The sequence below is a fragment of the Haloarcula sp. H-hyl2 genome, from assembly GCF_056934385.1.
In genome coordinates, this window is record NZ_JBRIIJ010000001.1 from 1,711,633 (window position 1) to 1,734,306 (window position 22,674).

Sequence of the window (22,674 nt, forward strand, 5' to 3'; positions counted from 1 at the left end):
CGGTTTTCTACGTTCCGTCCTGACGGGCACTCATGCAGGAGACGTACGACGTGGTCGTCGCCGGCGGCGGGCCCTCCGGCCTCCAGTTCGCCAGAGAGATCGCCAGCCGATCCGAGTTCTCTGTCGCCGTCCTCGAAGCCCACGACGACCTCTCGGACAACGACAAGTCCACCGGCGGAACCTTCGACCAGGTCGTCCAGGGGTACGACATCCCCGATTCGGTGGTGATGGCCGACAGTTCGGGCGTGGTCTTCGAGGGGCCGAGCACCTCCGAACACCTCGACATCCCCGGTTACGTCCTCGATTTCCCGAACTTCCTGGAGTACCTGGGCGCGGACGTCGCGGACAACGGCGGCGAGGTCCACACCGGCGTCCGTGTGGCCGAGCCGGTTCTGGAACGTGGCACTGTCACCGGCGTCCGGTGTCGCGAGGACGGCACCGAACGGACGGTCTCGGCCGACCTCGTCGTCGACGCGACCGGTGACGCGGCGACACTGACCGGCCAGCTCGACATGTTCGACCGCGACGCCGCACAGCGGGGCATCGGCAAGGAGTACGAGGCCGAGGGGACCTTCGAACTGGACGAGATGCTGTTCCGGTTCGACCACTTCGACGCTCCGGGGGGGTACGCCTGGACGTTCCCGGCCGGCGACGGCGTCTTCAAGGTCGGCGTCTGCTGGATCGACGACTTCTACGAGCGCCACCGGACCGATGCCGGCCGGCGCATCGACGACTACGTCGAGCGCTGGGCCGAGACCGACGACCGCTGGAACGTCGACTCGATCCGGGCGGTCCACGCCGGCCAGGTGTACTCGAACAACTCCATCAACACGCGAGCCGTCAACGGGCTACTCGCCGTCGGCGACGCCGTCTCCAGCATCAACCCCCTGTTCGGCGAGGGCATCCGGCCGGGGATGGAGTCGTCGGAGATGGCCGCCGACGTGGCCATCGAGGCGCTGCGGGCCGGCGACACCTCGCGGCGACGGCTTGCCGCGTACGAACAGCGATGGAACGACGAGAAGGGGTGGGACTGGAAGCTCCAGCGGGCCGTCGGCGAACTGCTCTACGACTTCGACGCCACCCAGCAGGACCGGTTCGTCCGTGCGGCCGGGACGATGTCACCGACACAGCTCGACCGGCTCCAGCGCTACGAACTGACGATTCCCGACCTGCTGGAGCTGTACCCGTTCCAGCTCTCGGACCTCTGGAAGGCACGAACGCTGGCACGGCACCTGTAGACCAGTGAAAGCGGGTCAGACCAGGACGAACGCGATTCCGAACGTCAGCAGCAGGCCGACCAGCGCGACGACCGCGCCGGTCGAGACCTGCGACATCGTGAAGTCGCTCTGTGGCGCGGTCGAACGCAGCGGCGGCTCCTTCGCGGGGAGGTCGGGGTTGTGTGGATCGAACTCCGGACGGTCCTCCTCGTGGTGGTCGTCGGACATACGCGAGCGTTCTGCCAGGGGCTACCTGTAGCTGTCGGATTCGGTCGCTCGCTCCTCGATACTGGCGGCAAGGTTTTGCTCACTGAGACACAACGAGCGGCCATGCGGGGGGAGGCCAACAGCACCGACGAGACTGACCGGGGGATGACCAGCGTCATGGGGAACCTCCTGCTCGTGGCGACGGTCGTCCTCGTCGGGATGGTCATCGCCGTCGGCGCGTTCACGTTCCTGGACGGACTCGGCGCACCGACGGCGAACGCGGAGTTCACGTACGAACAGACGCCGGCCGGCCTGGAGATGACGCCCGAGGCCCTCTCGACGTCCGTCGACGTCCAGCTCAACGGCAAGCGCGTGGCGACGTTCAGCGAGGACGCGGCCGGGCGGACGGTCCTCCTGCCGACGGCGCCTGGCGACCGGATCACCGTCGTCTCCAGGGACGGCGAGAAGAGCGTCCTGGTCGAGAAGACCGTCGACGACCGCTCGGAGGTCGGCGACTTCATCGCCTACTACACGTTCGACTCGACCAGTGGGACGACACTCGTCGACCGGTCGGGCAACGGCAACGACGGGAGCCTCTCTGGGTCGCCCGACTGGACCGGGAACTCGTTGCGGTTCAGCGGCGGCGGTGGCGACCACGTCGACGTCACGAACCTCGCAGTGCCGGGGACCGAGGTCTCCGAGTTCACGGTCGCCGTCGCGTACCGACAGACTGGCTCCTCGGGCCGGGTGAACCAACTCGTCGAACACTACGACGGCGGCAACGAGTGGTTCCTGGAGAACCCCGGCGCCAGTGGATCCCAGTACTCGACGGACTTCGCAGTGAACTACCCAACGAACGTCACCAACTCCGGGACGACCTACACGACCGGCGAGCGCCACGTCGCCGTGGGGACCTACGACGGCTCGACCTACGAACTCTACGTCGACGGGAGCAGTGTCGGGAGCGGGAGCTACAGTTCCCAGGTCGCGATGGGGGATCTGGTGATCGGTGCCGACGCGCCCGGCGGCGGCTCACAGACGTTGGACGGCGAGATCTACGAGATCCGCCTCTACTACACGGCCTTCGACGACGACGAGGTCCGCGTCATCTCGACAGCGATGAGCTAAGTTGCGCCAGTCGAAACCGTCAAACGGGTCTGTGGCGAACTCCCGATAGCGAATGACCCTCACCAAACGCATCATCCCCTGTATCGACGTCGACGTCGACGAGAACGGGGACGCCGCCGTCTACACCGGCGTCAACTTCGAGGACCTGGAGTACACCGGCGATCCGGTCGAGATGGCCAAGGCGTACAACGAGTCCGGGGCCGACGAGTTCGTCTTCCTGGACATCACCGCCTCCGCCGAGGGACGCGAGACGATGCTCGAGACAGTCTCTGCGGTCGCCGACGAGGTGTTCATCCCGCTGACGGTCGGGGGCGGCATCCGCACCCGCGAGGACATCAAGGAGACGTTGCGGGCCGGCGCCGACAAGGTCTCGATCAACTCCGGCGCCATCGCCGAACCGGAACTCATCGAGGAGGGTGCGGCCGCCTTCGGCAGCCAGTGTATCGTCATCTCGCTGGACGCCCGGCGTCGCTTCGACGACGAGGGTGAACACTACGCCGAGGTCGACGGCGAGTCCTGCTGGTTCGAGTGTACCGTCAAGGGCGGTCGGGAGGGGACCGGCCTCGACGCCGTCGAGTGGGCCATGGAGGCCGAGGATCGGGGCGCCGGCGAGATCTTCGTCAACTCCATCGACGCCGACGGTACCAAGGACGGCTACGACATCCCGCTGATGAAAGCCGTCTGTGACAGCGTCTCGACGCCGGTGATCGCCTCCTCTGGCTGTGGCAGCCCCGCGGACATGGAGGAGGTCTTCGTCGAGGCCGGCGCAGACGCCGGGCTCGCGGCCTCGATCTTCCACTTCGGCGAGTACTCGATCCGGGAGACCAAAGAATATCTGGACAGCAAAGGTATTCCGGTCCGGTTGTAGCCACTGTCTCCCGGTTCCGCGCAGCCTTTGTAGTTCGGTCACCTAGCGTAACCGATGGAATGGCGGTGTGAATGGTGTGGCAAACCCCACGAAGAGAACGACCCACCGTGTGACAACTGCGGCCACGGGACCTTCGAGAAGGCAGTCCAGCCGATCGCCCCCGAGAGCGCCGACGACGACGTGACGCCGGGTGGTTCGGTCTGGGTCTGTCAGGACTGTGGCCGCCAGCATCAGCGCAACTCCCCACCGTGCAGACGGTGTGGCGGCGCGAACTTCGAGCGCGAGGCCGTCGCCGACACCGACCCGCTCGACGACATCGGGACCTCCTGGGGCGACGTCATCGAACCGAAGTACGTCGTCGGCTACGCCGTCGTCGCGGTGTTCGTCGGTGTCCTCGTCCTCGGGTTTCTGGGGATCGTCCCGCTGCCGGGGTTCGGCAGTGGAGCTGCCGACGGGCCACCGCCGGCTGTCCCCGACGCACCGGGTGCCGCCGACAGTATCGCGGGCCTGGACATCGCCGCCGTCGAAGAGGCCTACCTCGCAGCGCTCAACGACCGACGGGCCAGAGGCGGTGCCGCCGAACTCTCGCGCTCGACGGCCGTCGACGAGGCCGCCGCCTACTACAACAAGGCGACCGTCGACGCGCGGTACGGGGACGGCGAACCGCCGAGCAGAGAGGCCTTCGAGCGGTTCCAGCTGACCTGTGAGCGTCCGACCGTCGTCGGCTACCAGGTCGCCTACGACCGGACAGGGACGTCGCTGTCGAGTTTCGAGAGCGAGACGGCGCTGGGCGCAGCACTGGCCGATAGCTACGTCGAGCGAGGGTCGCCCTTCCGGAGCGCCGAGCGCGGGACGGTCGGCGTCGACGTCCACGTCGCCCCCGACGGGCGCGTGTTCGTCACCCACGTCCTCTGTTGATACCGGCGAGAATCAGGCGGCCTCGAAGGCCTCGGTGAACGCGTCGGTCTTCGCGACGACGCGGTCGGTCCCGTCTTCGAGCACGTCGAGCGCGTCGACGCCCTCCTCGGACTTGATCGTTAGCACGGGGTCGGTCTGTCCACCGGACTGTTCGGGATTCATGTCGTAGGTCGCCGCCGTGACGCCCTCGGTCTCCAGCAGCGCGCCCTTGAGGACGTTCATGAACGTGTGGTCCTCGCCGGCGATCTCGATAGAGAGTTCTGTGTCGGATTTGTCGATGACACGGAGGTCCATAGCCACTGTTGGACGGTTGCGACCCATCAACGTGTCGCTTCCCGTCGACAGCGAGACAGGCGCTCAACGACGGGCGTCTCACACCAGCGCGTAGATCATCAGCAGGACGAAGTAGATGGCCACGAGGGCACCGAGGGCTCGAAGTCGGAACTCCCGGAGCTCGGTCTCCTCGGTGTCGTGGGCTGTCCGGAACGCCTCGACCTCGTCGTCGGTGAGCTCCGCAGGGTGGGCCCGACCATGGTGCAGCGCCAGCCACTCCTCGCGGGCATACGGTTGCCCGCAGTACTCGCAGGTGACCGGGTCCTCGTCGGTCGGGACGTCGAACGAGATCGGCTGTGGGTCGGTCGTGGGACGGTCGCTGTCGCTCATAGATGTGGGAGTGGCACCTCCGGGCGAGAGACGATCCAGAGACTGATCATCGTGTAGACGACCATGACGGCGATGAATGGGTACTGCGAGCGGATGGCCTGCAGTCTGCTCGGGAACAGGTCGAAGGCGGCAGCGTGGGCCACCCAGATCGCAAGCAGGTGGCCGACGACGACCGAGGCGATACCGACGGCGCCGAACCACTCGGGGAGGACGTACACCGGCACCATCGCCGGCGAGGACAGCGGCGAGACGGCCGCGAGCGCCAATGCCGGGGCCAGAAAGAGGAAGTAGCCCAGGTAGTGCGCGAGGTGGTACCCGACGGCGATGGCGAGCAACGGCGGCGCGAACCGGACCGCGAGCGTCCCTGCAGTGAGGTACGTCTCTGCCGAGCGGCGTGCCAGGCGAGCGGCCAGTCGGTACGCACCCAGGAACAGGCCGAACCCGAGCGCGAGTGCGACAGGATAGAGGACGTGCGGCGGGACGCCGGCCGCGACCAGCGGCGTCGAGAGGTCCCGCCACAGCGCCGTCGTGACGAAGCCGTCGTAGGTGGTCCCCCACAGCACGGCGACGACGAAGGCGACCTCGTCGGCACCGTCGACGAGTCGGGGCCGCGAGAGGTCCATCGCCGGCAATCTGAGACGGAAGCCATCGGGGCCACGCGTCACCGGCGCGAACCGGCCGTAGTACCGGAAGACGCGCTCGACCGGATCGACGTCTCGGAACCACGTCTCGGAACCGAATACGACCGCGCCGGCCAGCGTCACGACCGCGTAGGCCGCGACCACCGTCGCGAGCAGTTGGGCCTGGTCGGCCAGCGGACTCACGACCTCGACCCAGATCAACACGAGCAGGCCGACCACGCTCGGCCAGGCGCCCAACCGCTCGGGGTAGTCGACGCCCAGCGACGGCAGCAGTTCGGCGATAGTCTTGAACGGGTTCAGGACCGTCCAGGTGTTCCCTAGAAGGTACGTCGTGATGACGAGTCCGGCCCACCAGCCCGCCCAGACGAGCAGGATAGCGAGGTTCGTCCGTGGCGTCTCGGGGCCGACGAAGCCGATCGCAAGCACCGAAGCGAGTCCGACGAGACCGAGCAGGCGGCCGCTCCAGACGAGCGCGCGCTCGCCGCCCGCGCCGAGTCCGACACCCCAGTCGTGTAGTCGCTCGACGAACGAGCGGTCGGTGACGAACGAGGCCAGGAGGAACGAAGCGCCGACCGCGGCGCCGCCCGTCGAGAGGAAGAGCCACGTCGGTATCGTCAGCGACTCTCGCCCGCCGGCAGCGAGACTCCCGCCGTGTGCGCTCGCCGTCCCTGCCAGCGAGAGGGCTGCCAGGCCGGCGACGGCTGCGACCAGTGCCCTGATTCGGGACACACTCATCACTGTCCGGTTGGGTGTTCGGACGCCTATGGCTTCCGACATCGCACGACCAAGTGGATGGGCTTTTAGTAATCGACTCGTAAGGGCCCAGTATGAGTCTCTCCGATGAACAGACGGACGGCGGCCACGGGCACGGGGACCACCACCTCCCGGCGACGGAGGACTGGCCCCGCGGCTTCGGCGAGGCCAGCTGGTGGCCGTTCATCACGGCCATCGGCGCCGCCGGCATCTACGTCGGTGCCGCGCTGTTCGTCCTCTCGCTCGGCGAGGAACCGCTTATCAGCACGACGATCGGTGCCGGTGCGACGGTCGGCAGCGTCGGCATCTTCCTGGCCGGTATCTACGGCTGGCTGTACCACGCGTTCGTCTCGGACTTCTGGGACCGCGGGACCGACCACCACTCCGGCCGGACGCTGAAGTTCGCGATGCTCCTGTTCCTGGGCTCGGAAGTGGCGACCTTCGGTGCCGGCTTCGTCTACTACTTCATCGTCCGTGGGACCGACGTCTGGACCTCGACGGCGATCCCCGAGGTGTTCGGGTCGCTCGTCATCGTCAACACCGTCATCCTGCTGATCAGTTCCGGGACGCTGCACTTCGCCCACGTCGCACTCCGGAAGGGCAACCACGAGCGGTTCCTGCAACTGCTCGGCCTGACGCTCCTGTTGGGCGTGATCTTCATCGGCGGCCAGGTCTACGAGTACTACGAGTTCATCATCCACAAGGGCTTCACGATTGCCGGCGGCGCCTACGCCTCGGCGTTCTACGGCCTGACCGGCCTGCACGGCCTGCACGTGACGCTCGGCGCGGTGCTGCTGGGTATCGTCTTCGTCCGGGGCTACTACGGGCAGTACTCCGCCGAACGGCACACGTCCGTCTCGACGGCCTCGATGTACTGGCACTTCGTCGACGTTGTCTGGGTGTTCCTCGTCGTCGTGCTGTACATCGGCGCGAACCTGGTCTAACGCTTATTAACGGTTCTCACCTGGTATTTTCGTATGGAACAGCTCGACGTCAGCGACGGCTTCGACGTACACGACTACCGCCACGGGTTGAAACTGCTCAAACAGGATCGGGGGACGATGACGCTGGCCAACCGCGACGGGTTCGCCTGTCCGGCCTGTAGCGAGCCATTCGAGCGCCTGTTCGTCACCGAGCGACGCACGAACACCTTCGGGAAGCCAGACGACCGGTTCTGTCTGGTCAGGACCGACGACGAACTGTTGGTACTCACACACTGACGACGCCGTATCGGTACTTTCTATACGTCGGACTCCACTTCCCGCCTGTATGGGTACTGTGGGTCCCGTCGATACGTTGTTCCGTGCGCTCGCGGACAGCCGTCGCCGGGCGGCGCTCGACTGCCTCTCGACCCACCAAGATCTGACGCTGCCGGACCTCGCGGACGAACTGGCCGAGACCGAGTACGGGCGCCCGCTCCACGAGATCTCCGCGAAGACGGTCACTGAACTGTACTTCGACCTCTATCACAGTCACGTCCCCAGACTGGTCGCCGCGGAGCTCGTCGAGTACGACCAGGAACAGGACCACGTGGCTATCACTGACCGCGGCGAGGCCGTCACCGACGACCTGATCGAGCAGGCCCAGGCGCTCGTCACACACTGACGGCTGCTCGCGTGGGGTGTCTGACGTAGATTTATACAGCCGGAGCCCGACGGGTTAGACGGGAATCCGGTCCCCACCGTGCATCACTCACCACCACCGACCGGTTCCTCCTCGTAATTGTCTTCCGGCCCGAGTGTGTCCATCTACCAATGAGCAACGGCGACATCGACGTGGCGGAACTGGCCGACTACTGTCGGACGCAGGCCCGGTTTCTCTGGGGGCGCGTCGAGACATTGGAGGCGGAGACGGAGGACTTACTCGACGCACTCGCCGACGACATCGCCACCCTCAAAGACAGCGTCGCCGAGCAGGACCGCCCGACCGAGAAGTCGACGGTCTCCCCCGAGACGCCGACCGACGGGACCGACCAGTCGATCGCCGACCTGGAAGCCCGGGAGCAGGATATCGCGGAGACACAGGCCGTCGCAGAGGCGAAACAGGCCCGCCGTGACGCCTTCGCGGACTTGGCGACCGCCTACGCCGATCTCGCCGCGGACCTCGACGGGAGTGAGCGCTCCCAGCAGGACGCACTCGCCCGCGTCGTCGAGTTCGAGCGCGACCACGATGCACCGGCGTACTTCGAGGACCAGGAGACGCTCCTGGAGGCAGTGGCCGACTCAGCAGAGGAGTGAGCCGGCGGCGTCTCCACTCGACCACTCACTCCTCTCCAGGTATCGAAACGTCGTCCCAGGACTGCTCGCCGAAGAACGACTGGAGTGCCATCAGAACACCCACGTACGTCCCGAGTGCGACGACGACGAGCGGAACGACGAGCGCCAGGACGAGTCCGCCGATCGGGGTCGTGCCGAACAGCTGGAGGGGTATCACAGCTGGCGGTAGATCGTACCGAGCGATAGTATTGTCGGTTTGTTGCACTACTGTACGTCGCACTACCGGTCAGGTATCGTCGTGGCCGACTTCGACCTCACGATGATTCGAGTGACAGAAGAGATCGTTGCTGCGGTCGTGAACGACGCGAAGGCGTTAGCTCACTGCTCGCGGAATACCAGAAGGAAGTGGAGGGATTGTGAACTACGCGAAGACGGTCGCTCACTCCGTTCGCGCTGCGACTTCTCTCGTTCAAATCCCTCTCTGGCGTTCGCTGCTCACGTTCGTTCGCAGCAGAAAGCCGGTGGAGGGATTTGAACCCTCGGCCTAATCCTTACGAAGGATTCGCTCTAGCCAGTCTGAGCTACACCGGCGCGCGGCGCCAGCGCCCACGTCGAGGCGTCAGCGTACATGCTGTGTTGTGCCGATAACCGCAATAAGGATTGCGAATCGGGCCCGTCGAGAGAGTGGTTCTCACGCCTCGCGGGCGCCGACGACCGTGACGGGGACGTCGCCCTCCAGCAGGACCTGCTGGGCGACGCTGCCGAAGATGACCTTGCCGGTCGGGGAGCGCTTGCGCGACCCCATGACGATCTGGTCGACGTCGAACTGGTCGGCCAGTTCCAGGATGCCGTCGGCGGGCGGGACGCTGGCCTCGGCGAGCTGGTATTCGACATCGTGGTCGTCGAGGTAGTCACGGACCTGCCGGACCGTCTCGACGCGGTCGACAGATTTGATTTCGTCCGGGGCTTTGGCTTGTTCGGGTGTCAGTGCGTGGGTGACGATGGCCTCGACCTCGTCGGTACCGCCGGGTAGTTCCGCGACGAAGGCCGCCTGGCCACGCGCGCGGTCCGGGTCGTCGTCGACTGGAACGAGTACTCTGTACATATTACCCTCCCAGGTAGAGTCGTCCGACTTCCTCGTCGTTAAGTAGTTCGGTACCAGTACCCGTGAATTTGATCTCGCCGCTCGCGAGGACGAACCCGCGGTCGGCCACGGACAGTCCCTTCTCGGCGTTCTGTTCGACGAGCAGGATCGTCGTCCCGAGGTCGTTGAGCTGTTCGATGCGCTCGAAGACGTCGTCGATGAACCGCGGTTCGAGCCCGATAGAGGGCTCGTCGAGCATCATCAGTTCGGGTTCGACCATCAGGGCACGGGCCAGTTCCAGCAGGCGGCGCTGGCCACCGGAGAGGGTGCCGGCCTTCTGCCCACGGATGTCGCCCAGCACCGGGAACTCGTCGTACAGTTCCTCGGCGCGGTCGGCGGCACGGTCGTCGTCGTCGAAGACGTACCCGCCCATCAGCATGTTCTCGTGGACGCTCATCCGGGGGAAGACGCTCGCGTCCTGGAGGACGTAGCTCATCCCGCCGGCGAGGTTCTCCTGTGGCGAGCGGCCGGTGATGTCCTGCTCACGGAAGGTGACGGTTCCCGACTGGACGTCGGCGAAGCCGTAGATGCTCTTCATCAGCGTCGACTTGCCCGAGCCGTTGGGCCCGATGAGACAGCCGATCTCGCCTTCTTCGACGGCGATGCTGACGTCGTGCAGGACGGTCGTGTTGCCGTAGCCCGACGTGACGTCGGTCATCGACAACAGCGTATCGTCGGTCGTGGTAGTGGATGTGTCTGTCGTCGCCATCTCATTCCCTCCCGAGGTACGCGTCGAGGACGCGCTGGTCGTTCTGGATCTCTTCGGGCGTGCCCTCTGCGATGCGCTCGCCGTGGGCCAGCACGTAGATCCGGTCGGCGATCTCCATCACGAAGTCCATGTTGTGTTCGATGAGGAAGATCGTCGCCTCCTCGTCGGTGTTGGCCGTCCGGATGTACTCGATGAGCTTCTCGATCATCGAGGGGTTGATCCCGCCGGCCGGTTCGTCCATCAGCAGGATCTCAGGATCGGCCATCAGCGCCATACTGAACTCGATCAGCTTCTGCTGGCCGAAGCTCAGGCGGCCGGCCCGCACGTCCGCCAGCCCGCCCAGGTCGACGTATTCCAGTAGTTCGTTCGCGCGGCCCAGCAGCGAGTCGTCGGGCCGACGGAGGAGGTTCCCGACGTCGGCACCGGCCTCCTGGGCTGCGATCAGGAGGTTCTTGCGGACGGTCATGTCCCCGAAGATGCGCGTCTCCTGGAACATCCGCCCAAGTCCGGCCCGGGCGATCCTGTACTCGGGCCAGTCGGTGACGTCCTCGCCCTGGAGGTAGACGTGGCCCTCGTCGGCGTCGTAGGTGCCGGTGATGCAGTTGAACAGGGTCGACTTGCCGGCCCCGTTCGGGCCGATGAGACCGACGATCTCGCCCTCGTTGACCTCGATGTCGACGCTGTCGACGGCGGTGAGGCCGCCGAAGCGTTTGGTGACACCGTCGGTCCGCAGGACGGATCGGTCACCCTGCGGGTCGGTCGTCGCCGCGTCGGTGGCCTTGCTCATCAGGACTCACCCCCCGACGGGCTCTCGTCGGCGGGGTCCGCAGCGTCGCCATCGGTCGCGGCCATGCCGCCGTGTTTGTAGTAGTCCATCTGGCTGGCGTACTCCCGTAGCGAGCCGACCAACCCCTGTGGGATGGCGATGACGGTCACGATGACCGCCAGTCCCAGCAAGACCAGTTGCCAGCCGACAGCGTACGATTCGACGATCTCGATGACCGTGTGCAGGCCGAACGCACCGATGATCGGCCCAGCCACGGTACCGGAGCCGCCCAGCAGCGCCATCGCGATTAGTTCGACGTTCCAGGCGCCGTTGTAGGCGGTCTGGGGGTCGATGAACGTGTTGAACAGGCTGTAGGCCCCGCCGGCAAAGCCAGTAAAGAGGGCCGCCAGCATCCACGCGGCCGTCTTGTAGTAGGTCGTGTTGAACCCCATCGCGGTGGCCTTACCCTCGTCGTCGCGGATGGCGTTGAGGACGAAGCCAAAGCGGGTACTGGAGAGGTAGTAGATGACCGCGGCCTCGGCGATCAGGATCGCCAGGAACAGGTAGTAGAACTCAGTCCCCGACGGCGTCTCCAGCAGGATCTTCCCGCTGGCACCGCCGGTGATGTCGAGGTTCCGCGATACCTGCTGGGCTGCCAGCAGGACGCCCAGTGTCGCGATCGCGAAGTAGTGGCCCCGCAGGCGCAGAACGATGATCCCGATGACGAGCGCGAACGCCGTCGCCACCAGTCCGGCGACGAGGAACGCCGCGGGGAACGCGACCGCGAAGTCCTTGACCAGGATGGCCGTCGTATAGGCACCGATGCCGAAGAAGGCCATGTTCCCGAAACTCGGGTAGCCGGTCTGACCGCCGACGATGTCCCAGGACAGCGCCAGGATGGCGAAGAGGTACATCTCGGACAGGACCGTCATGTAGTAGCCCGATTCCAGGCCCAGGACCGGCGGGAGCGCACCGACGACTGCCCCGGCGAGGATGAGCTTCCAGCCGTGGTCGTTGCAGGTCCGGAAGAGCCGGTCGACCTGATCCGGGGGGAGGATCGAGCGGAGCCGTCCGGAGTCGTCGGTCTCCGTACTCATTCTCCCACCCCCTCACCGAACAGGCCCTTGGGTTTGACGACCAGCAGGACGATGAGCAGCGAGAAGCTCACTGCCAGCGTCCACTGGGAGGAGATGAAGCCGGCGACCAGCTCCTCGACCGAGCCCAGCAGGAGGCCGCCGACGAGCGCGCCGGGGATGGAGCCGACGCCGCCGAAGACGACGATGACGAAGCTCTTCAGCGTGTAGATGAGCCCCATCTGTGGCTGGATGTTGAGGATGACGGCGATGAACGCACCGACCCCGCCGGCGATGGCCGACGAGAGGCCGAAGGTCACCGCACGCGTATGTTCGACGTCGATGCCCACGAGGGCAGCTGCCTCCGGGTTCTGTGCGACCGCCCGGATCGCACGGCCGGTCCGGGTCTGCTTGAGGAAGACGAACAGCGCAGCCGTCAGGACCAGCGCCCCGACGAAGGCGACGAGTTTCATCTTCGGGACGACGATGCCGGCCAGCGTCATCGAGGGGTCGGCGAAGGCAACCCGGATCGACCGTGGATTGGCCGACCACGCCTGTAGCGCGAGTTGCTGGATGGCGATACTCGCGCCGAAGGTCACCAGCAGCGTCAGGAAGATGTCGGTCCCGATGACCCTGGAGACCAGCGTCCGCTGGAGCGCGTAGCCGACGACGAACAGCACGCCGATGGCCACAGGCACGGTCGCGAGGAACAGCAGTGGTGTGCCCTCGGCGTTGCCGGTGACCAGCGTCAGCACCCAGTAGGAGGTGTACCCGCCGAGCATCACCATCTCGCCGTGGGCGAGGTTGATGATGTCGACGACACCCCAGATGAGTGCGAAGCCGACGGCGACGGCTGCGAACAGCGCGCCCACCAGCAGGCCGTTGACTACGAACTGTGTCGCCGCCATGATCTTAGCGTTCACTCCAGTCCGGCATCGGGTAGATGGGGTCGGACTGAGCGACGTTGTCGGGGTAGGTGATCTGGAGGCCGTCCTCGGGCTGCCACTGGTAGACCAGCATGTTCTTGTCGATGACACCGCTGTCGTCGAAGGCGACGGATCCGTACACCGACGAGAAATCCGAGTTGCGGATCTGATTACGAACTGGCGTCGGTGCCACCTCGTCGACGTTCTGGAACGCGTTCATGAACGTCAGGATGACCGCCTCGCCGGCGGCGCTGTGGTAGTCCGGCGTGTAACCGTAGTTCTCCTCGATGGCCGAGACGAAGTCGCCGGTCTTGCCGTAGACCGGATCGTCGAAGTTCGCGTTGACTGCCCACGAGGAGGGGCCGTACATGTAGTCGCCGTTGGCGCCGACCTCGTTCTTGAACGAGTCGTTGAGACTGCCGACCGTCCCCATCGCGGCGTCGACGTTGACGTTCTGGCTATCCATCTGGTTGGCCAGGATGATGTTGTGCTTCTGGTGGGCACACAGCAGGAGGATGTCGGCACCGGCGTCGCGCACCCGGCCGAGGTTCGTCGAGAGGTCCGACGTCTCCGAGGGGAACGTCTGGTCGACGACGAGTTCGAGGTCCGTGTTGCTGATCTTCTGTCTGGCGCCCTCGGCGGTCGACTGGCTGAAGGTGCCGTCCTCGGCGAGGATGGCGATGGACTCCGGCGTCTCGTCCTGAGCCAGGCACATGTCGATATAGGACTTGGCGTACTTGTTCGCCGTCGGCAGCAGGCCGAAGATCCACTCGTTGCCCTGTGCGAAGATCTCCGGGCTCGCACCGCCGCCCTCGACCATCGGCTTCTGATTCTGCGCTGCGACCGCACTGGCCGGTAGCGTCACCGTACTGGAGTACGGCCCCAGGAGGTAGTCGACGTTCTCGCGGTCGATCAACTCCTGGTAGATCGACTTCGAGGTCGAGGCGTCGGTCCCGTCGTCCCGGAGGATCATCTCCAGTTCGTAGGTGTTGCCGTCCCCGGCCTCCACGCCGCCGTTCTCGTTGATGCGCTGGATCGTGAGTTCGTAGGCGTCCTTGTACAGCTGACCGAGATCAGCGTTGTCGCCCGACAGACTCATCGACCCACCGAGTGTCAGCGTGTCCGACCCGCCGGAACCACCGCCGGTGGAGCCACCGTCGCCACTGCCACCATCGCCGCCGCTCCCGCCGTCACCGCCACTGCCACCGTCGCCGCCACTGCCACCGTCACCGGAACAACCGGAGAGGCCTGTCAGTCCAATCACGCCTGTACTACCCGCAATCTTGAGGAACTGTCGTCGGTCGTGTTCTCGGGTCATAGCTTCAGTACGTGCGTGTATCAGTGATACACGCCCTATACGGAGCGAATGGTCCCCCATTAATAAATATTGAGGATAATTCCGCTACCGGGTGGTAAAAATAAGAATACTGATAGAATTTTACTCGCTTACCAGAGAATCGTTGGCCAGATCGTCGCGAAGAAGACGACGACCAGCACGGTGAGCACGAGCGTCATCAGGACGTTCAAAACGACACCAGCCCGGATCATGTCCCGCTGGCGCAGGTGGCCGCTCCCGAAGACGATGGCGTTGGGCGGCGTCGCGACGGGGAGCGCGAACGCGAAACTCGCCGCGATAGCGCCCGTGACCGTCAGGAAGATGGCGGCAGGCACCGGATCGACGCCGAGTGTGCCCGCCAGCACGCTGCCGAGACCGATGAGTACCGGCGCGACGATGGTCGTCGTCGCGGTGTTCGAGGACAGTTCGGTCACCAGCACCGTGAAGACGATGACCGCCAGCACCACGAGCACGAGCGGCGCGCCGACGACGGCGTCGAACACCGACCGGGCGAGCCACTCGGTCGCGTCCGTCTCCGCGAGGGCGTCGGCCAGCGAGATGCCCCCTCCGAACAGGATGATCGTCCCCCAGTCGATGTCGACGAGGTTCTCCCACTCGTCGGCCCCTGAGAGGACCAGCGCCGGAATCGCGAGCAGTCCGACGACGACGAAATAGAGGATCCCGCGGTGGCCCTGGAGGCCGAATATCGTCCGGCCCTCGCCGCCGAACAGCGTCACGAACCAGGCGTCTGGGAGGACACCCTGGAACAGCACGCCCAGCCCGCCGAGGATCCACAGCCCCGCCGTCCCGGCGAAGATGTACGCCGCACGCCGTCCCGCCGGTGACAGTGGCCCCTCCTCTTGGAGGTACTGCCCGGCCTGGGCCTGTGCGTCGGTGACGTCGTCGACCTCCGGCGGGTAGAGCCAGAAGGTCAGGACGTACCACGTCAGGGGCAGTGTGACGACGACGACCGGGAGCCCCACGGCCAGCCACTGTGCAAAGGATATCTCGACGCCGACGAGTCGGTCGAGGAAGGCGACGGCGACGACGTTCGGTGGCGTCCCGATGAGCGTCCCGACACCGCCGACGCTGGCCGCGTAAGCCGTCCCCAGCAGCGTCGCCACTCGCATGTTCGAGACACCATCCGCTGTCGCCTCACGGCCGACGACCTCCGCCAGCACGCCGAGTGCGACCGGCGTCATCATCGCCGTCGTCGCCGTGTTCGACACCCACATCGAGAGCCCCGCCGTGGCGATCATGATCGCCAGGATGAGCAGCCGCGGCGAGCGGCCCAGTCGATTGATGAGATACAGCGCGATCCGCCGGTCGATGTTGTGGCTCTGGAGCGTCTCGGCCAGCATGAACCCCGCGATGAACAGGAAGATGAGCGGGTCCGCAAAGCCCGACAGCGCCGCCTCCATCTCGTCGTAGACGCCAAAGACCGTCAGCGCGACCGGGATGAGCAGCGCCGTCACCGGGAGCGGGAGTGCCGTCGTCACCCACAGCGTCGCCGCCAGCACCATCGTCGCCAGCGCGTACTGTGCGGCCAGATCCAGCCCCGATGGCGTCGGTGCCCCGGCGACGACACCCGTCAACAGGAGCGCCACCAGGATGGCACCCGCGGTCCGGCGCGGCGTCTGCAGACCGCCCCAGGTCATCGGCATCCACCCAGTGTCAGTCTATTCCGGCTCATCGTTAGAAGTTCTCGACCAGTACGACGACCTGTTCGTCGTCCAGTTCCCCCCGGTAGAGGGCAAACAGTTCCTCCAGGCGCGCTTCGGAGAGGCTCCGGGTATCGCTCTCCAGCATCGAGATGTGCGCTTGCATGATATCGTCGACCTCCGACTCGACTTCCCGTTGCCCGAACCCGGCCGCGACGCGCAACAACCGCCACGCCATCGGCGAGATGTCGCGCACGTCGACGTCGTCGGCCACGCTCACACCCATCCGTCGGTGTTTTCCACCATCACACGGGTCCACATAACTGTTCGCCTCACCTCGTCAGTCGAACGTCCAGTACGACGTTGTGCTCGTGTGGGGCGTACGACCGGACCGAATGCCGCGTCTCGACGTGGACGTCGTAGGCTGGTTCGGCCGCTGCCCTGATCGCTCGTTCGCCCGGTCCGTACAGGTCGTCCTCGTGCTGGATGTCGTAGTAGTGGAGCCAGCAGTCCTCGCCGGCCAGCGCGACGGCGGTGTCCAGGAACTCGTCCGCGCTGTGGGGCAGGTTCATCACGACGCGGTCCGCCCAGCCCTCGTAGTCGGCCGCGACCTCACGAACGTCACCACAGATCGCCGTCACCCGGTCCGCGACGCCGTTCCGCCGCGCGTTCTCCCGGAGGTACTCGATGGCCGTCTCGTTGATGTCGGTCCCGACACAGACTGCCCCACGCCGAGCGAAAGGGATCACGAACGGCCCGACGCCGGCGAACATGTCGAAGGCGTGCTCGCCGGCCTGGACCTGTTCGACGACGCGGTGGCGCTCGGTCGCCAACCGCGGCGAGAAGTAGACCTCGGCCAGGTCCAGCAGGAACTCCGAACCGTACTCCCGGTGGACGACCTCCGTGTCCTCCCCGGCGAGCAGGTCCCAGTCACGGACCCGCTGGGTGCCCTTGATCTTCGAGGCCCGGTTCAAGACCGTGCTCACCGGGAGATCCGACTCGACGATCGCGTCTGCCAGTTCCCGCGCCCGCTGGTCGTCGTCCTCGTCGACGATCACGGTCTCCCCGATCCGTTCGTAGCTCGGCTGGAACGGGACGAGATCGACCGGCATCGTCTGTCCCTCGCGTGCCGACGCGTCGAACTCGACGACAACGAGGTCCTCGGGGACCGCCGTCGGGTCGCTGACGGGGATATACAGCGACCCACCCTCGACGGTGATGTCGTACCCGTCGTCGACGAGTCCCGCCTCGGCCAACCGCGCACGGGTGGCCTCACCGTCCTCGCGTGCGACGCGAACGCAGGGAACGCCCATATCCACTCTCCCCGGTCCCAGGCGGTAAGCCTGACGCTTCGCGCCCTTTATCCACGCCGCCGACCGAGTGAGGGTATGCTCACCTTCGTCGGACTCGGCCTCTACGACGAACGGTCGGTGACGGTCGCTGGCCGCGATGCCATCGACGCTGCCGACCGCGTCTTCGCCGAGTTCTACACCAGTCGCCTCGTCGGGACAGACCTCGACTCTCTGGAAGCGTTCCACGACACCACCATCGAGGTCCGCGACCGCGCCGGCGTCGAACGTGATCCGGAACCGGTCCTCGAAGCCGCCGAGACCGAGGACGTCGTCTTCCTGACGGCTGGGGACACGATGGTCTCGACGACACACACCGACCTCCGCCTGCGCGCCATCGAGCGCGGCATCGAGACACACGTCGTCCACGGGACGACCGCCCAGACCGCCGCCGGATCGCTGACCGGGCTCCAGAACTACCGCTTCGGGAAGGCGACGACGCTCCCGTTCGAGGACGCACACGGCGCCGATGGCGTCCCCGACAGCGTCGTCTCGACGATCGAGGACAATCGGTCCCGTGACCTCCACACGCTGGTCTATCTGGACATCAAAGTCGACGATCCCCACTGGGACGAGAGCGACGACACGTACATGACCGCCGACCACGCCGCTGGACTGCTCGCCGAGCGGTTCCCCGACACACTCGGCGTGGTCGTCGCACGCGCCGGCAGCCCCGACCCGACCGTCGCCGCCGACACGCTGTCGGCGCTCTCGGAACGTTCGTTTGGCTCCCCCCTCCATCTGCTCGTGATTCCCGGCGACCTCCACATGGTCGAAGAAGAAGCGCTGACCGAACTCGCCGGCCTCCCTGGCGACCGTTAGTCGTCACCGGGAGTCGCCGACGCGTCGGCACTGTCCGCATCGAAGGCTGTCGCGAGGTCGTACTCGTTGCCCGTCAACATGAACAGCAGGTCTTCGACCAGTACCGTCATCTCGGGGAGTTCACGGACCAGAATCCACGTGATGCCCACCAGGACGACCACCGAACCGACCTGTGCGAGGATCCGGTCCGCAAGATAGTACGACACCAACCGTGGGTCCGAGATGCCGAACAGCGACATGATGACGCCCTCGAAGACCTGCATCCGCTGGCGGCCAAAGGAGATCCCGATGAACACGTTCCGGAACAGGTTCAGCACGTAGATAACCGCCGTCGTCGCGGCCAGCGCCCGGAGCTTCCGGCGCCAGGGCGCCGACACGGCGAGGATACCGCCCGCGAAGATCGAGATACTCCCGATGCCGGTACACGCGAGCAGGATGTTGTACGTGATCGGCCCCTCCTCGTGGTCGAACCAGAACGTGCTCTCGTATGGGTACTGCTTGGTCACGATCTCGATACCGTTGTGCGAGAAGCCGTCGACGACCACAGGATCGACACCCAGTAGCGTCATCAGGAACCCCGTCTGGTCGGTGACCAACTCGACGAGGAACTGTCGCAGCGGTTCGATAGTGAGAAACGGGACGTAGACGATCCCCATCACACCGATCGCCCGCGTCAACACGAGCAGCGAATCGCGGCCGTTCCACAGCAGATAGCCGGCGTACAACGACAGCGGGACCGCCGCGACGCTGCCGATTCCCTCGACGAAGCTCTTCTGCGTAAAGACGAAGTGGGGGATCAGGACGAACCAGAACGCTCCGAACAGCCCCCAACCTGTGACTGCGACCCGTCGTGCCCACTCCTCGTCCTGTCGCTGGAGGACAGCACTGCCGAGAAACGTCGCCAGCACGAGCCACATCAGCGGTTCCGAGAGGACAAGCGGATCGAACGACAGCCCACCGAGCGTCACTCGCGACTGCAGGACTGTCGCTATCATTGCGCGTATGTTGGCCAAAACAGCCTATATGCTTTGTCGTTACGCCGCTGTGTGCGAGGGCGGCGCAACCGCCACCGGGTGCTGTAGCTGGTCGGTCAGCGCGCGAAAGAAAAGGCGAAGTTCAGGGACCGGAGGTATTCCGGTTAGTTGTTACGGCGGACTGCGAGCAGCGCCGCGGCGACCAGCGCGACCAGAGCGATCACAGCGGTGAAGCCGGGACCGTCCTGGGACGTGGTGGTCGGCTCTTCGGTCGGCGTGCTCATATCCGTGGTCGGCTCCTCGGTCGGCGTCGGCGTCGGCGTTGCCGTCGGCTCGTCCGTCGGCGTCGGCGTCGGCGTCGGCGTCGAGGTGACGACCGTCACGTTCGCGCTGTCGGTCACTGCCGACCCGTTGTCGGTGTAGGGACCGTCAGCACTCGGGAAGTCGTACTCTTCGTTGCCGTTGGTGTCGAGGTGCGGCATCGCGACCGCGGTGAAGTCCTCTTCCTGGGTGTCGATGTCGATCTCGACGTCCTCGTGACTACCGGATTCGAGGTAGTCCGAGTTCCCGATGACGTCACCGCTTGCGCTGCCCTCGTGGATGGCGATGAAGCCACCGTCGGACATCTGGACGCTGTCAACGACGACCGTCTCGCCGTTGGATTCCTGGTCGCTGATGCTGACGGAGGCCACCGGTGCGGCGGAGACCTGCCCGTCGATCTCGTCGCCCAGGTCGTTCCCGCTCAGGCGGACCTGTGCGGTGAAGTTCGCGCCGGGCTGTTCCTCGCTGAAGTCAGCCGTGGCCGTGAAGGAGCCGTCCGGCTGGACGACTGCGGTCGGCTGCTTCAGGAACGGCGCGCTGGAGTCCGTACTCCGGATGCGCACCGTGACCTCGGTACCGGGTGCAGCGACAGTCTGACCAGAGATGTTCTGGCCAGCGGCAGCCCGAACAGTGACATCGTCGTCGTTGTTCAGGCTGGTGCCGTCACTGCGGTCCTCGATGTTGAAGGACATGTTGACGTCCTGTGCATCTTCGTCAGTACCGAGTTCAGTGGCGTCGTCGCCGGCGACACTGAAGTTGGCAGTGTACTCGTCACCGTCCTCGACGTCGTTGTCAAGGAGACCCTGACTGTCGACGGCGAGGAAGTGGGAGTTGTTCGCTTCGTCGACGAGAACGTGCAGGTCGCCACTGTTGATCTGGTCGATCGGGAGATCGGCCTCGTCAACGTTGGCGCCGGGGTTCTCGTCTTCGAAGATCATCGAGATGTGGCCCGTGTCAGTACTCTGGAAGTTCGACGTGTGCGCCTTCAGCGCAGCGGTCTCGGAGAGACCGTCGATCTCGTCGTGGTACATGAACAGGCCTTCGAGGCCGGAGGCCTCGATCTGGACGACGAGCGTGTCCTCAGTCGCGAGGTCGTTGGACTGGGTCAGCGAGCCGTCCTCGATCAGCGAGTAGACATCGCCGACCTCGTCGTTGTCGAGGTCCTCGATGTCACTGAAGCTGTCTTCCGGAGCGACCCACGTCTGCAGGTCCTCGGTCGAGCGCTCCTGGATGGAGATCGTGCCGACGTCCTGCTCGTTGTCGCCCGTAACGTCATCGTCGTTCTCGCCGGTGACGTTCATCTCGTAGTCCGTGGCGTCGAGGAGGTTCTCCCCAACGTCACGGTTCGTGTCGACGAAGCCACCGTTACGCTCGATCACTTCGAGGTTGTCGTCGTCGTCGGCAACCGTGACGACGCCAGGCTCGATCTGATCCATCGGGACCGCACCCGCGGAGTAGCTGTTGAACTGGACGGTGACCTGACCGTTGTCACTGTCGTCCGTCAGTTCGAGCAGCAGGTTGTAGTTGTCGTCCGACTCGTCACCGATGTTCAGCATCGCGGTATCGGTGTTCTCGAGGTTGATCGTGACGTTCGCGACGTCACCACGCTCCTCGACGAAGACACCGTCGTCGGAGAAGGTGGCCTCGGCGTCACCGGCAGAGACGACTTCGAACTCGTCGCTTTCTGCGGTGACCTGGGTGTTGACGTCCGTGACTTCGACGGTGTAGTTGCCGGTGTCGACCTCACCGAAGTCGATCTCGGCGTCACCGTCGGATCCGATCGTCACCGTCGCTTCTTCCTCGGTATCGCCGTTAGAGGCGATAAGTTCGGCGTCGATCTCGCGGTTGATGTCGTTGGACTCGACCGTCGCGGTCACGTTCTCGTCGTCCTCGAACGTGTCCTCGTCGGATTCGACCGACAGGCCGAGGTCCTCGAGGGTGAGCGAACTGTTCGTACCCGTACGCGGGTTCTCGACGCGATAGTCGCCGAGATCACGGTTGTCCGTGTCGAAGACGTAAACCTGACTGTTGACGCCAGTACCACGCGTGGCACTGTAGTCCAGGTCCTCGTCCGTGTTCGTGTTGATCTCGAACGTGTCACCAACGTCCCCTTCGATGGTGATGTTGGAGCCCTGGAAGGCGTCAACATCGTCGTTGGTGTTCGTGTTGACCGTGGTCGGTGCGAACTTCGCATCTTCGGTGACTTCACCGAGGGCGTTACCGTCAGCGTCCTCGTAGCCGGAGACGGTCACTTCCTCGATGCGGTTGTAGACGGTACCGTCCGTGTCCACGACCACGCGCCCGTTGTTCGGGGCCTGGATCTGGGACGACGGAACGGAGACGTCCGTGTCGTTGGAGAGGTGGATCGTAACCTGCGGGTTGTCCTCGTTGACGTCCTCGGTGAACGCCAGTTCGAGGATGGCACCCTCCTGGGTGTCGACGTAGTGCGTTGCCTTACGGAGCTCCGGTGCGCCGGGCTGAGAGTTGCTCGGCGGCGGGGTCGAACTCGAGGAGACCGTGACCGTGGTGGTCGTGGTGTCCGTCGAGGTAGCCGACGAGTCGCGGAGCTCGGCTTCGGCATCGATGTCGTAGTCGCCGTCACTAGCACCGGAGTCGACCTCGTAGGTGATAGTGGTCGTGATCGAGTCGCCGTTGTTCAGCGGGATCACGCCCTGTCCGGGCAGTCCGTAGAGGACCGAGCCCTGACTGAGGCTCCCGGTACCGCTGCTCACCGAGACGGCGGTGACGCCGTTCGGGGTGTCGGGAGTGAGCGAGCCGCCTTGTGCCGGGTCAGGCCCGGTGTTTGTGAGTGTATACGTCACTTCGAACTGATCGCCAGGCTGGAGTGTTCCAGCGTTGGTAGAGGCGGAGAGATCCGCCGCGGGAGCCGCAGCTGCGGGCGCGGAGATCGCGACGACTGACAGCACCATCAGTGCTGTCATCGCGACCGCCTGTACCGTCTTGATCGTGTTTGTCATGTGT

The 22,674-nt window shown here is 65.3% G+C and carries 25 protein-coding genes and 1 tRNA gene; 9 read left to right on the forward strand and 17 right to left on the reverse strand.

Going from position 1 to position 22,674, the window contains the following annotated elements:
* Positions 1 to 32 precede the first annotated feature (32 nt).
* Positions 33 to 1,238 carry an NAD(P)/FAD-dependent oxidoreductase gene (locus tag Hhyl2_RS08885; RefSeq protein ID WP_483550383.1) on the forward strand — a complete coding sequence of 402 codons (1,206 nt, stop codon included), beginning with the start codon at positions 33 to 35 and terminating at the stop codon, positions 1,236 to 1,238.
* Positions 1,239 to 1,253: 15 nt separating this feature from the next.
* Here the strand turns inward: Hhyl2_RS08885 and Hhyl2_RS08890 are convergent, their stop codons facing one another.
* Positions 1,254 to 1,445 (reverse strand): DUF7550 family protein, encoded by a 192-nt coding sequence (locus tag Hhyl2_RS08890; protein WP_483550384.1) that lies wholly within the window; start codon positions 1,443 to 1,445, stop codon positions 1,254 to 1,256.
* A gap of 102 nt (positions 1,446 to 1,547) precedes the next feature.
* Here Hhyl2_RS08890 and Hhyl2_RS08895 point away from each other — a divergent pair, with 102 nt between their 5' ends.
* Genes Hhyl2_RS08895 through Hhyl2_RS08905 form a run of 3 tightly spaced genes read left to right on the forward strand, consistent with a single transcriptional unit; the run spans position 1,548 to position 4,338 of the window.
* Positions 1,548 to 2,552 carry a LamG-like jellyroll fold domain-containing protein gene (locus tag Hhyl2_RS08895; protein WP_483550385.1) on the forward strand — a complete coding sequence of 335 codons (1,005 nt, stop codon included), beginning with the start codon at positions 1,548 to 1,550 and terminating at the stop codon, positions 2,550 to 2,552.
* Between the two features lie 52 nt (positions 2,553 to 2,604).
* Complete coding sequence (gene hisF / locus Hhyl2_RS08900; protein ID WP_483550386.1) at positions 2,605 to 3,420, forward strand: imidazole glycerol phosphate synthase subunit HisF; 816 nt, start codon at positions 2,605 to 2,607, stop codon at positions 3,418 to 3,420.
* Between the two features lie 54 nt (positions 3,421 to 3,474).
* The gene (locus Hhyl2_RS08905; protein WP_483550387.1) at positions 3,475 to 4,338 is read left to right on the forward strand and encodes a hypothetical protein; all 864 of its coding nucleotides are present in this window, start codon (positions 3,475 to 3,477) and stop codon (positions 4,336 to 4,338) included.
* A 12-nt stretch (positions 4,339 to 4,350) separates the two neighbouring features.
* On the opposite strand, the gene Hhyl2_RS08910 is transcribed toward Hhyl2_RS08905, so the two are convergent.
* The 3 genes from Hhyl2_RS08910 to Hhyl2_RS08920 all read right to left on the reverse strand — a co-directional run bounded on the left by Hhyl2_RS08910 (position 4,351) and on the right by Hhyl2_RS08920 (position 6,377).
* Entirely contained in the window at positions 4,351 to 4,632 is a 282-nt protein-coding gene (locus Hhyl2_RS08910) for a DNA-directed RNA polymerase subunit L (protein ID WP_483550388.1), read from the reverse strand.
* 78 nt (positions 4,633 to 4,710) lie between these two features.
* On the reverse strand, positions 4,711 to 5,001 hold the full coding sequence (locus tag Hhyl2_RS08915; protein WP_483550389.1) for a C2H2-type zinc finger protein: 291 nt from the start codon (positions 4,999 to 5,001) through the stop codon (positions 4,711 to 4,713).
* A complete protein-coding gene (locus tag Hhyl2_RS08920) occupies positions 4,998 to 6,377 on the reverse strand; it encodes a hypothetical protein (protein ID WP_483550390.1) in 1,380 nt (459 codons plus the stop codon). Before Hhyl2_RS08920 ends, Hhyl2_RS08915 begins: the two co-directional genes overlap by 4 nt.
* Positions 6,378 to 6,469: 92 nt before the next feature.
* Between Hhyl2_RS08920 and Hhyl2_RS08925 the strand changes: the two genes are divergently transcribed.
* From Hhyl2_RS08925 to Hhyl2_RS08940, 4 genes are all read left to right on the forward strand, one after another.
* Positions 6,470 to 7,339, forward strand: a complete 870-nt coding sequence (locus Hhyl2_RS08925; protein WP_483550391.1) for a cytochrome c oxidase subunit 3 — start codon at positions 6,470 to 6,472, stop codon at positions 7,337 to 7,339.
* A 33-nt stretch (positions 7,340 to 7,372) separates the two neighbouring features.
* Positions 7,373 to 7,615 (forward strand): DUF7385 family protein, encoded by a 243-nt coding sequence (locus Hhyl2_RS08930; RefSeq protein WP_483550392.1) that lies wholly within the window; start codon positions 7,373 to 7,375, stop codon positions 7,613 to 7,615.
* Between the two features lie 49 nt (positions 7,616 to 7,664).
* Complete coding sequence (locus Hhyl2_RS08935; protein WP_483550393.1) at positions 7,665 to 8,000, forward strand: DUF7344 domain-containing protein; 336 nt, start codon at positions 7,665 to 7,667, stop codon at positions 7,998 to 8,000.
* Between the two features lie 149 nt (positions 8,001 to 8,149).
* Entirely contained in the window at positions 8,150 to 8,632 is a 483-nt protein-coding gene (locus Hhyl2_RS08940; protein WP_483550394.1) for a hypothetical protein, read from the forward strand.
* A gap of 25 nt (positions 8,633 to 8,657) precedes the next feature.
* Here Hhyl2_RS08940 and Hhyl2_RS08945 read toward each other — a convergent pair whose 3' ends face one another.
* The 11 genes from Hhyl2_RS08945 to Hhyl2_RS08995 form a co-directional block, all read right to left on the reverse strand.
* On the reverse strand, positions 8,658 to 8,828 hold the full coding sequence (locus tag Hhyl2_RS08945; RefSeq protein ID WP_483550395.1) for a hypothetical protein: 171 nt from the start codon (positions 8,826 to 8,828) through the stop codon (positions 8,658 to 8,660).
* A gap of 299 nt (positions 8,829 to 9,127) precedes the next feature.
* Positions 9,128 to 9,202 (reverse strand) — tRNA-Thr (locus Hhyl2_RS08950).
* Between the two features lie 100 nt (positions 9,203 to 9,302).
* Positions 9,303 to 9,716, reverse strand: a complete 414-nt coding sequence (locus tag Hhyl2_RS08955; protein ID WP_483550396.1) for a universal stress protein — start codon at positions 9,714 to 9,716, stop codon at positions 9,303 to 9,305.
* Position 9,717: 1 nt separating this feature from the next.
* The gene (locus tag Hhyl2_RS08960) at positions 9,718 to 10,464 is read right to left on the reverse strand and encodes an ABC transporter ATP-binding protein (RefSeq protein ID WP_483550397.1); all 747 of its coding nucleotides are present in this window, start codon (positions 10,462 to 10,464) and stop codon (positions 9,718 to 9,720) included.
* Between the two features lies 1 nt (position 10,465).
* Positions 10,466 to 11,251 carry an ABC transporter ATP-binding protein gene (locus Hhyl2_RS08965; protein ID WP_483550398.1) on the reverse strand — a complete coding sequence of 262 codons (786 nt, stop codon included), beginning with the start codon at positions 11,249 to 11,251 and terminating at the stop codon, positions 10,466 to 10,468.
* A complete protein-coding gene (locus Hhyl2_RS08970) occupies positions 11,251 to 12,327 on the reverse strand; it encodes a branched-chain amino acid ABC transporter permease (protein WP_483550399.1) in 1,077 nt (358 codons plus the stop codon). The genes Hhyl2_RS08965 and Hhyl2_RS08970 overlap by 1 nt, the downstream gene beginning before the upstream one ends.
* The gene (locus Hhyl2_RS08975; protein ID WP_483550400.1) at positions 12,324 to 13,211 is read right to left on the reverse strand and encodes a branched-chain amino acid ABC transporter permease; all 888 of its coding nucleotides are present in this window, start codon (positions 13,209 to 13,211) and stop codon (positions 12,324 to 12,326) included. The genes Hhyl2_RS08970 and Hhyl2_RS08975 overlap by 4 nt, the downstream gene beginning before the upstream one ends.
* 4 nt (positions 13,212 to 13,215) lie before the next feature.
* Positions 13,216 to 14,547: an amino acid ABC transporter substrate-binding protein gene (locus Hhyl2_RS08980; protein WP_483550401.1), complete on the reverse strand. Its 1,332-nt coding sequence runs from the start codon at positions 14,545 to 14,547 to the stop codon at positions 13,216 to 13,218.
* Between the two features lie 128 nt (positions 14,548 to 14,675).
* A complete protein-coding gene (locus Hhyl2_RS08985; RefSeq protein ID WP_483550402.1) occupies positions 14,676 to 16,223 on the reverse strand; it encodes an SLC13 family permease in 1,548 nt (515 codons plus the stop codon).
* A gap of 37 nt (positions 16,224 to 16,260) precedes the next feature.
* Complete coding sequence (locus tag Hhyl2_RS08990) at positions 16,261 to 16,512, reverse strand: hypothetical protein (RefSeq protein WP_483550403.1); 252 nt, start codon at positions 16,510 to 16,512, stop codon at positions 16,261 to 16,263.
* Positions 16,513 to 16,558: 46 nt separating this feature from the next.
* Positions 16,559 to 17,539 (reverse strand): class I SAM-dependent methyltransferase, encoded by a 981-nt coding sequence (locus Hhyl2_RS08995; RefSeq protein WP_483550404.1) that lies wholly within the window; start codon positions 17,537 to 17,539, stop codon positions 16,559 to 16,561.
* A gap of 75 nt (positions 17,540 to 17,614) precedes the next feature.
* Here Hhyl2_RS08995 and dph5 point away from each other — a divergent pair, with 75 nt between their 5' ends.
* Positions 17,615 to 18,397 carry a diphthine synthase gene (dph5, locus tag Hhyl2_RS09000; RefSeq protein ID WP_483550405.1) on the forward strand — a complete coding sequence of 261 codons (783 nt, stop codon included), beginning with the start codon at positions 17,615 to 17,617 and terminating at the stop codon, positions 18,395 to 18,397.
* Here the strand turns inward: dph5 and artA are convergent.
* Positions 18,394 to 19,392, reverse strand: a complete 999-nt coding sequence (gene artA, locus Hhyl2_RS09005) for an archaeosortase A (protein WP_483550406.1) — start codon at positions 19,390 to 19,392, stop codon at positions 18,394 to 18,396. The genes dph5 and artA overlap by 4 nt on opposite strands.
* A 143-nt stretch (positions 19,393 to 19,535) precedes the next feature.
* The gene (locus tag Hhyl2_RS09010; protein ID WP_483550407.1) at positions 19,536 to 22,670 is read right to left on the reverse strand and encodes a DUF7282 domain-containing protein; all 3,135 of its coding nucleotides are present in this window, start codon (positions 22,668 to 22,670) and stop codon (positions 19,536 to 19,538) included.
* Positions 22,671 to 22,674 lie beyond the last annotated feature (4 nt).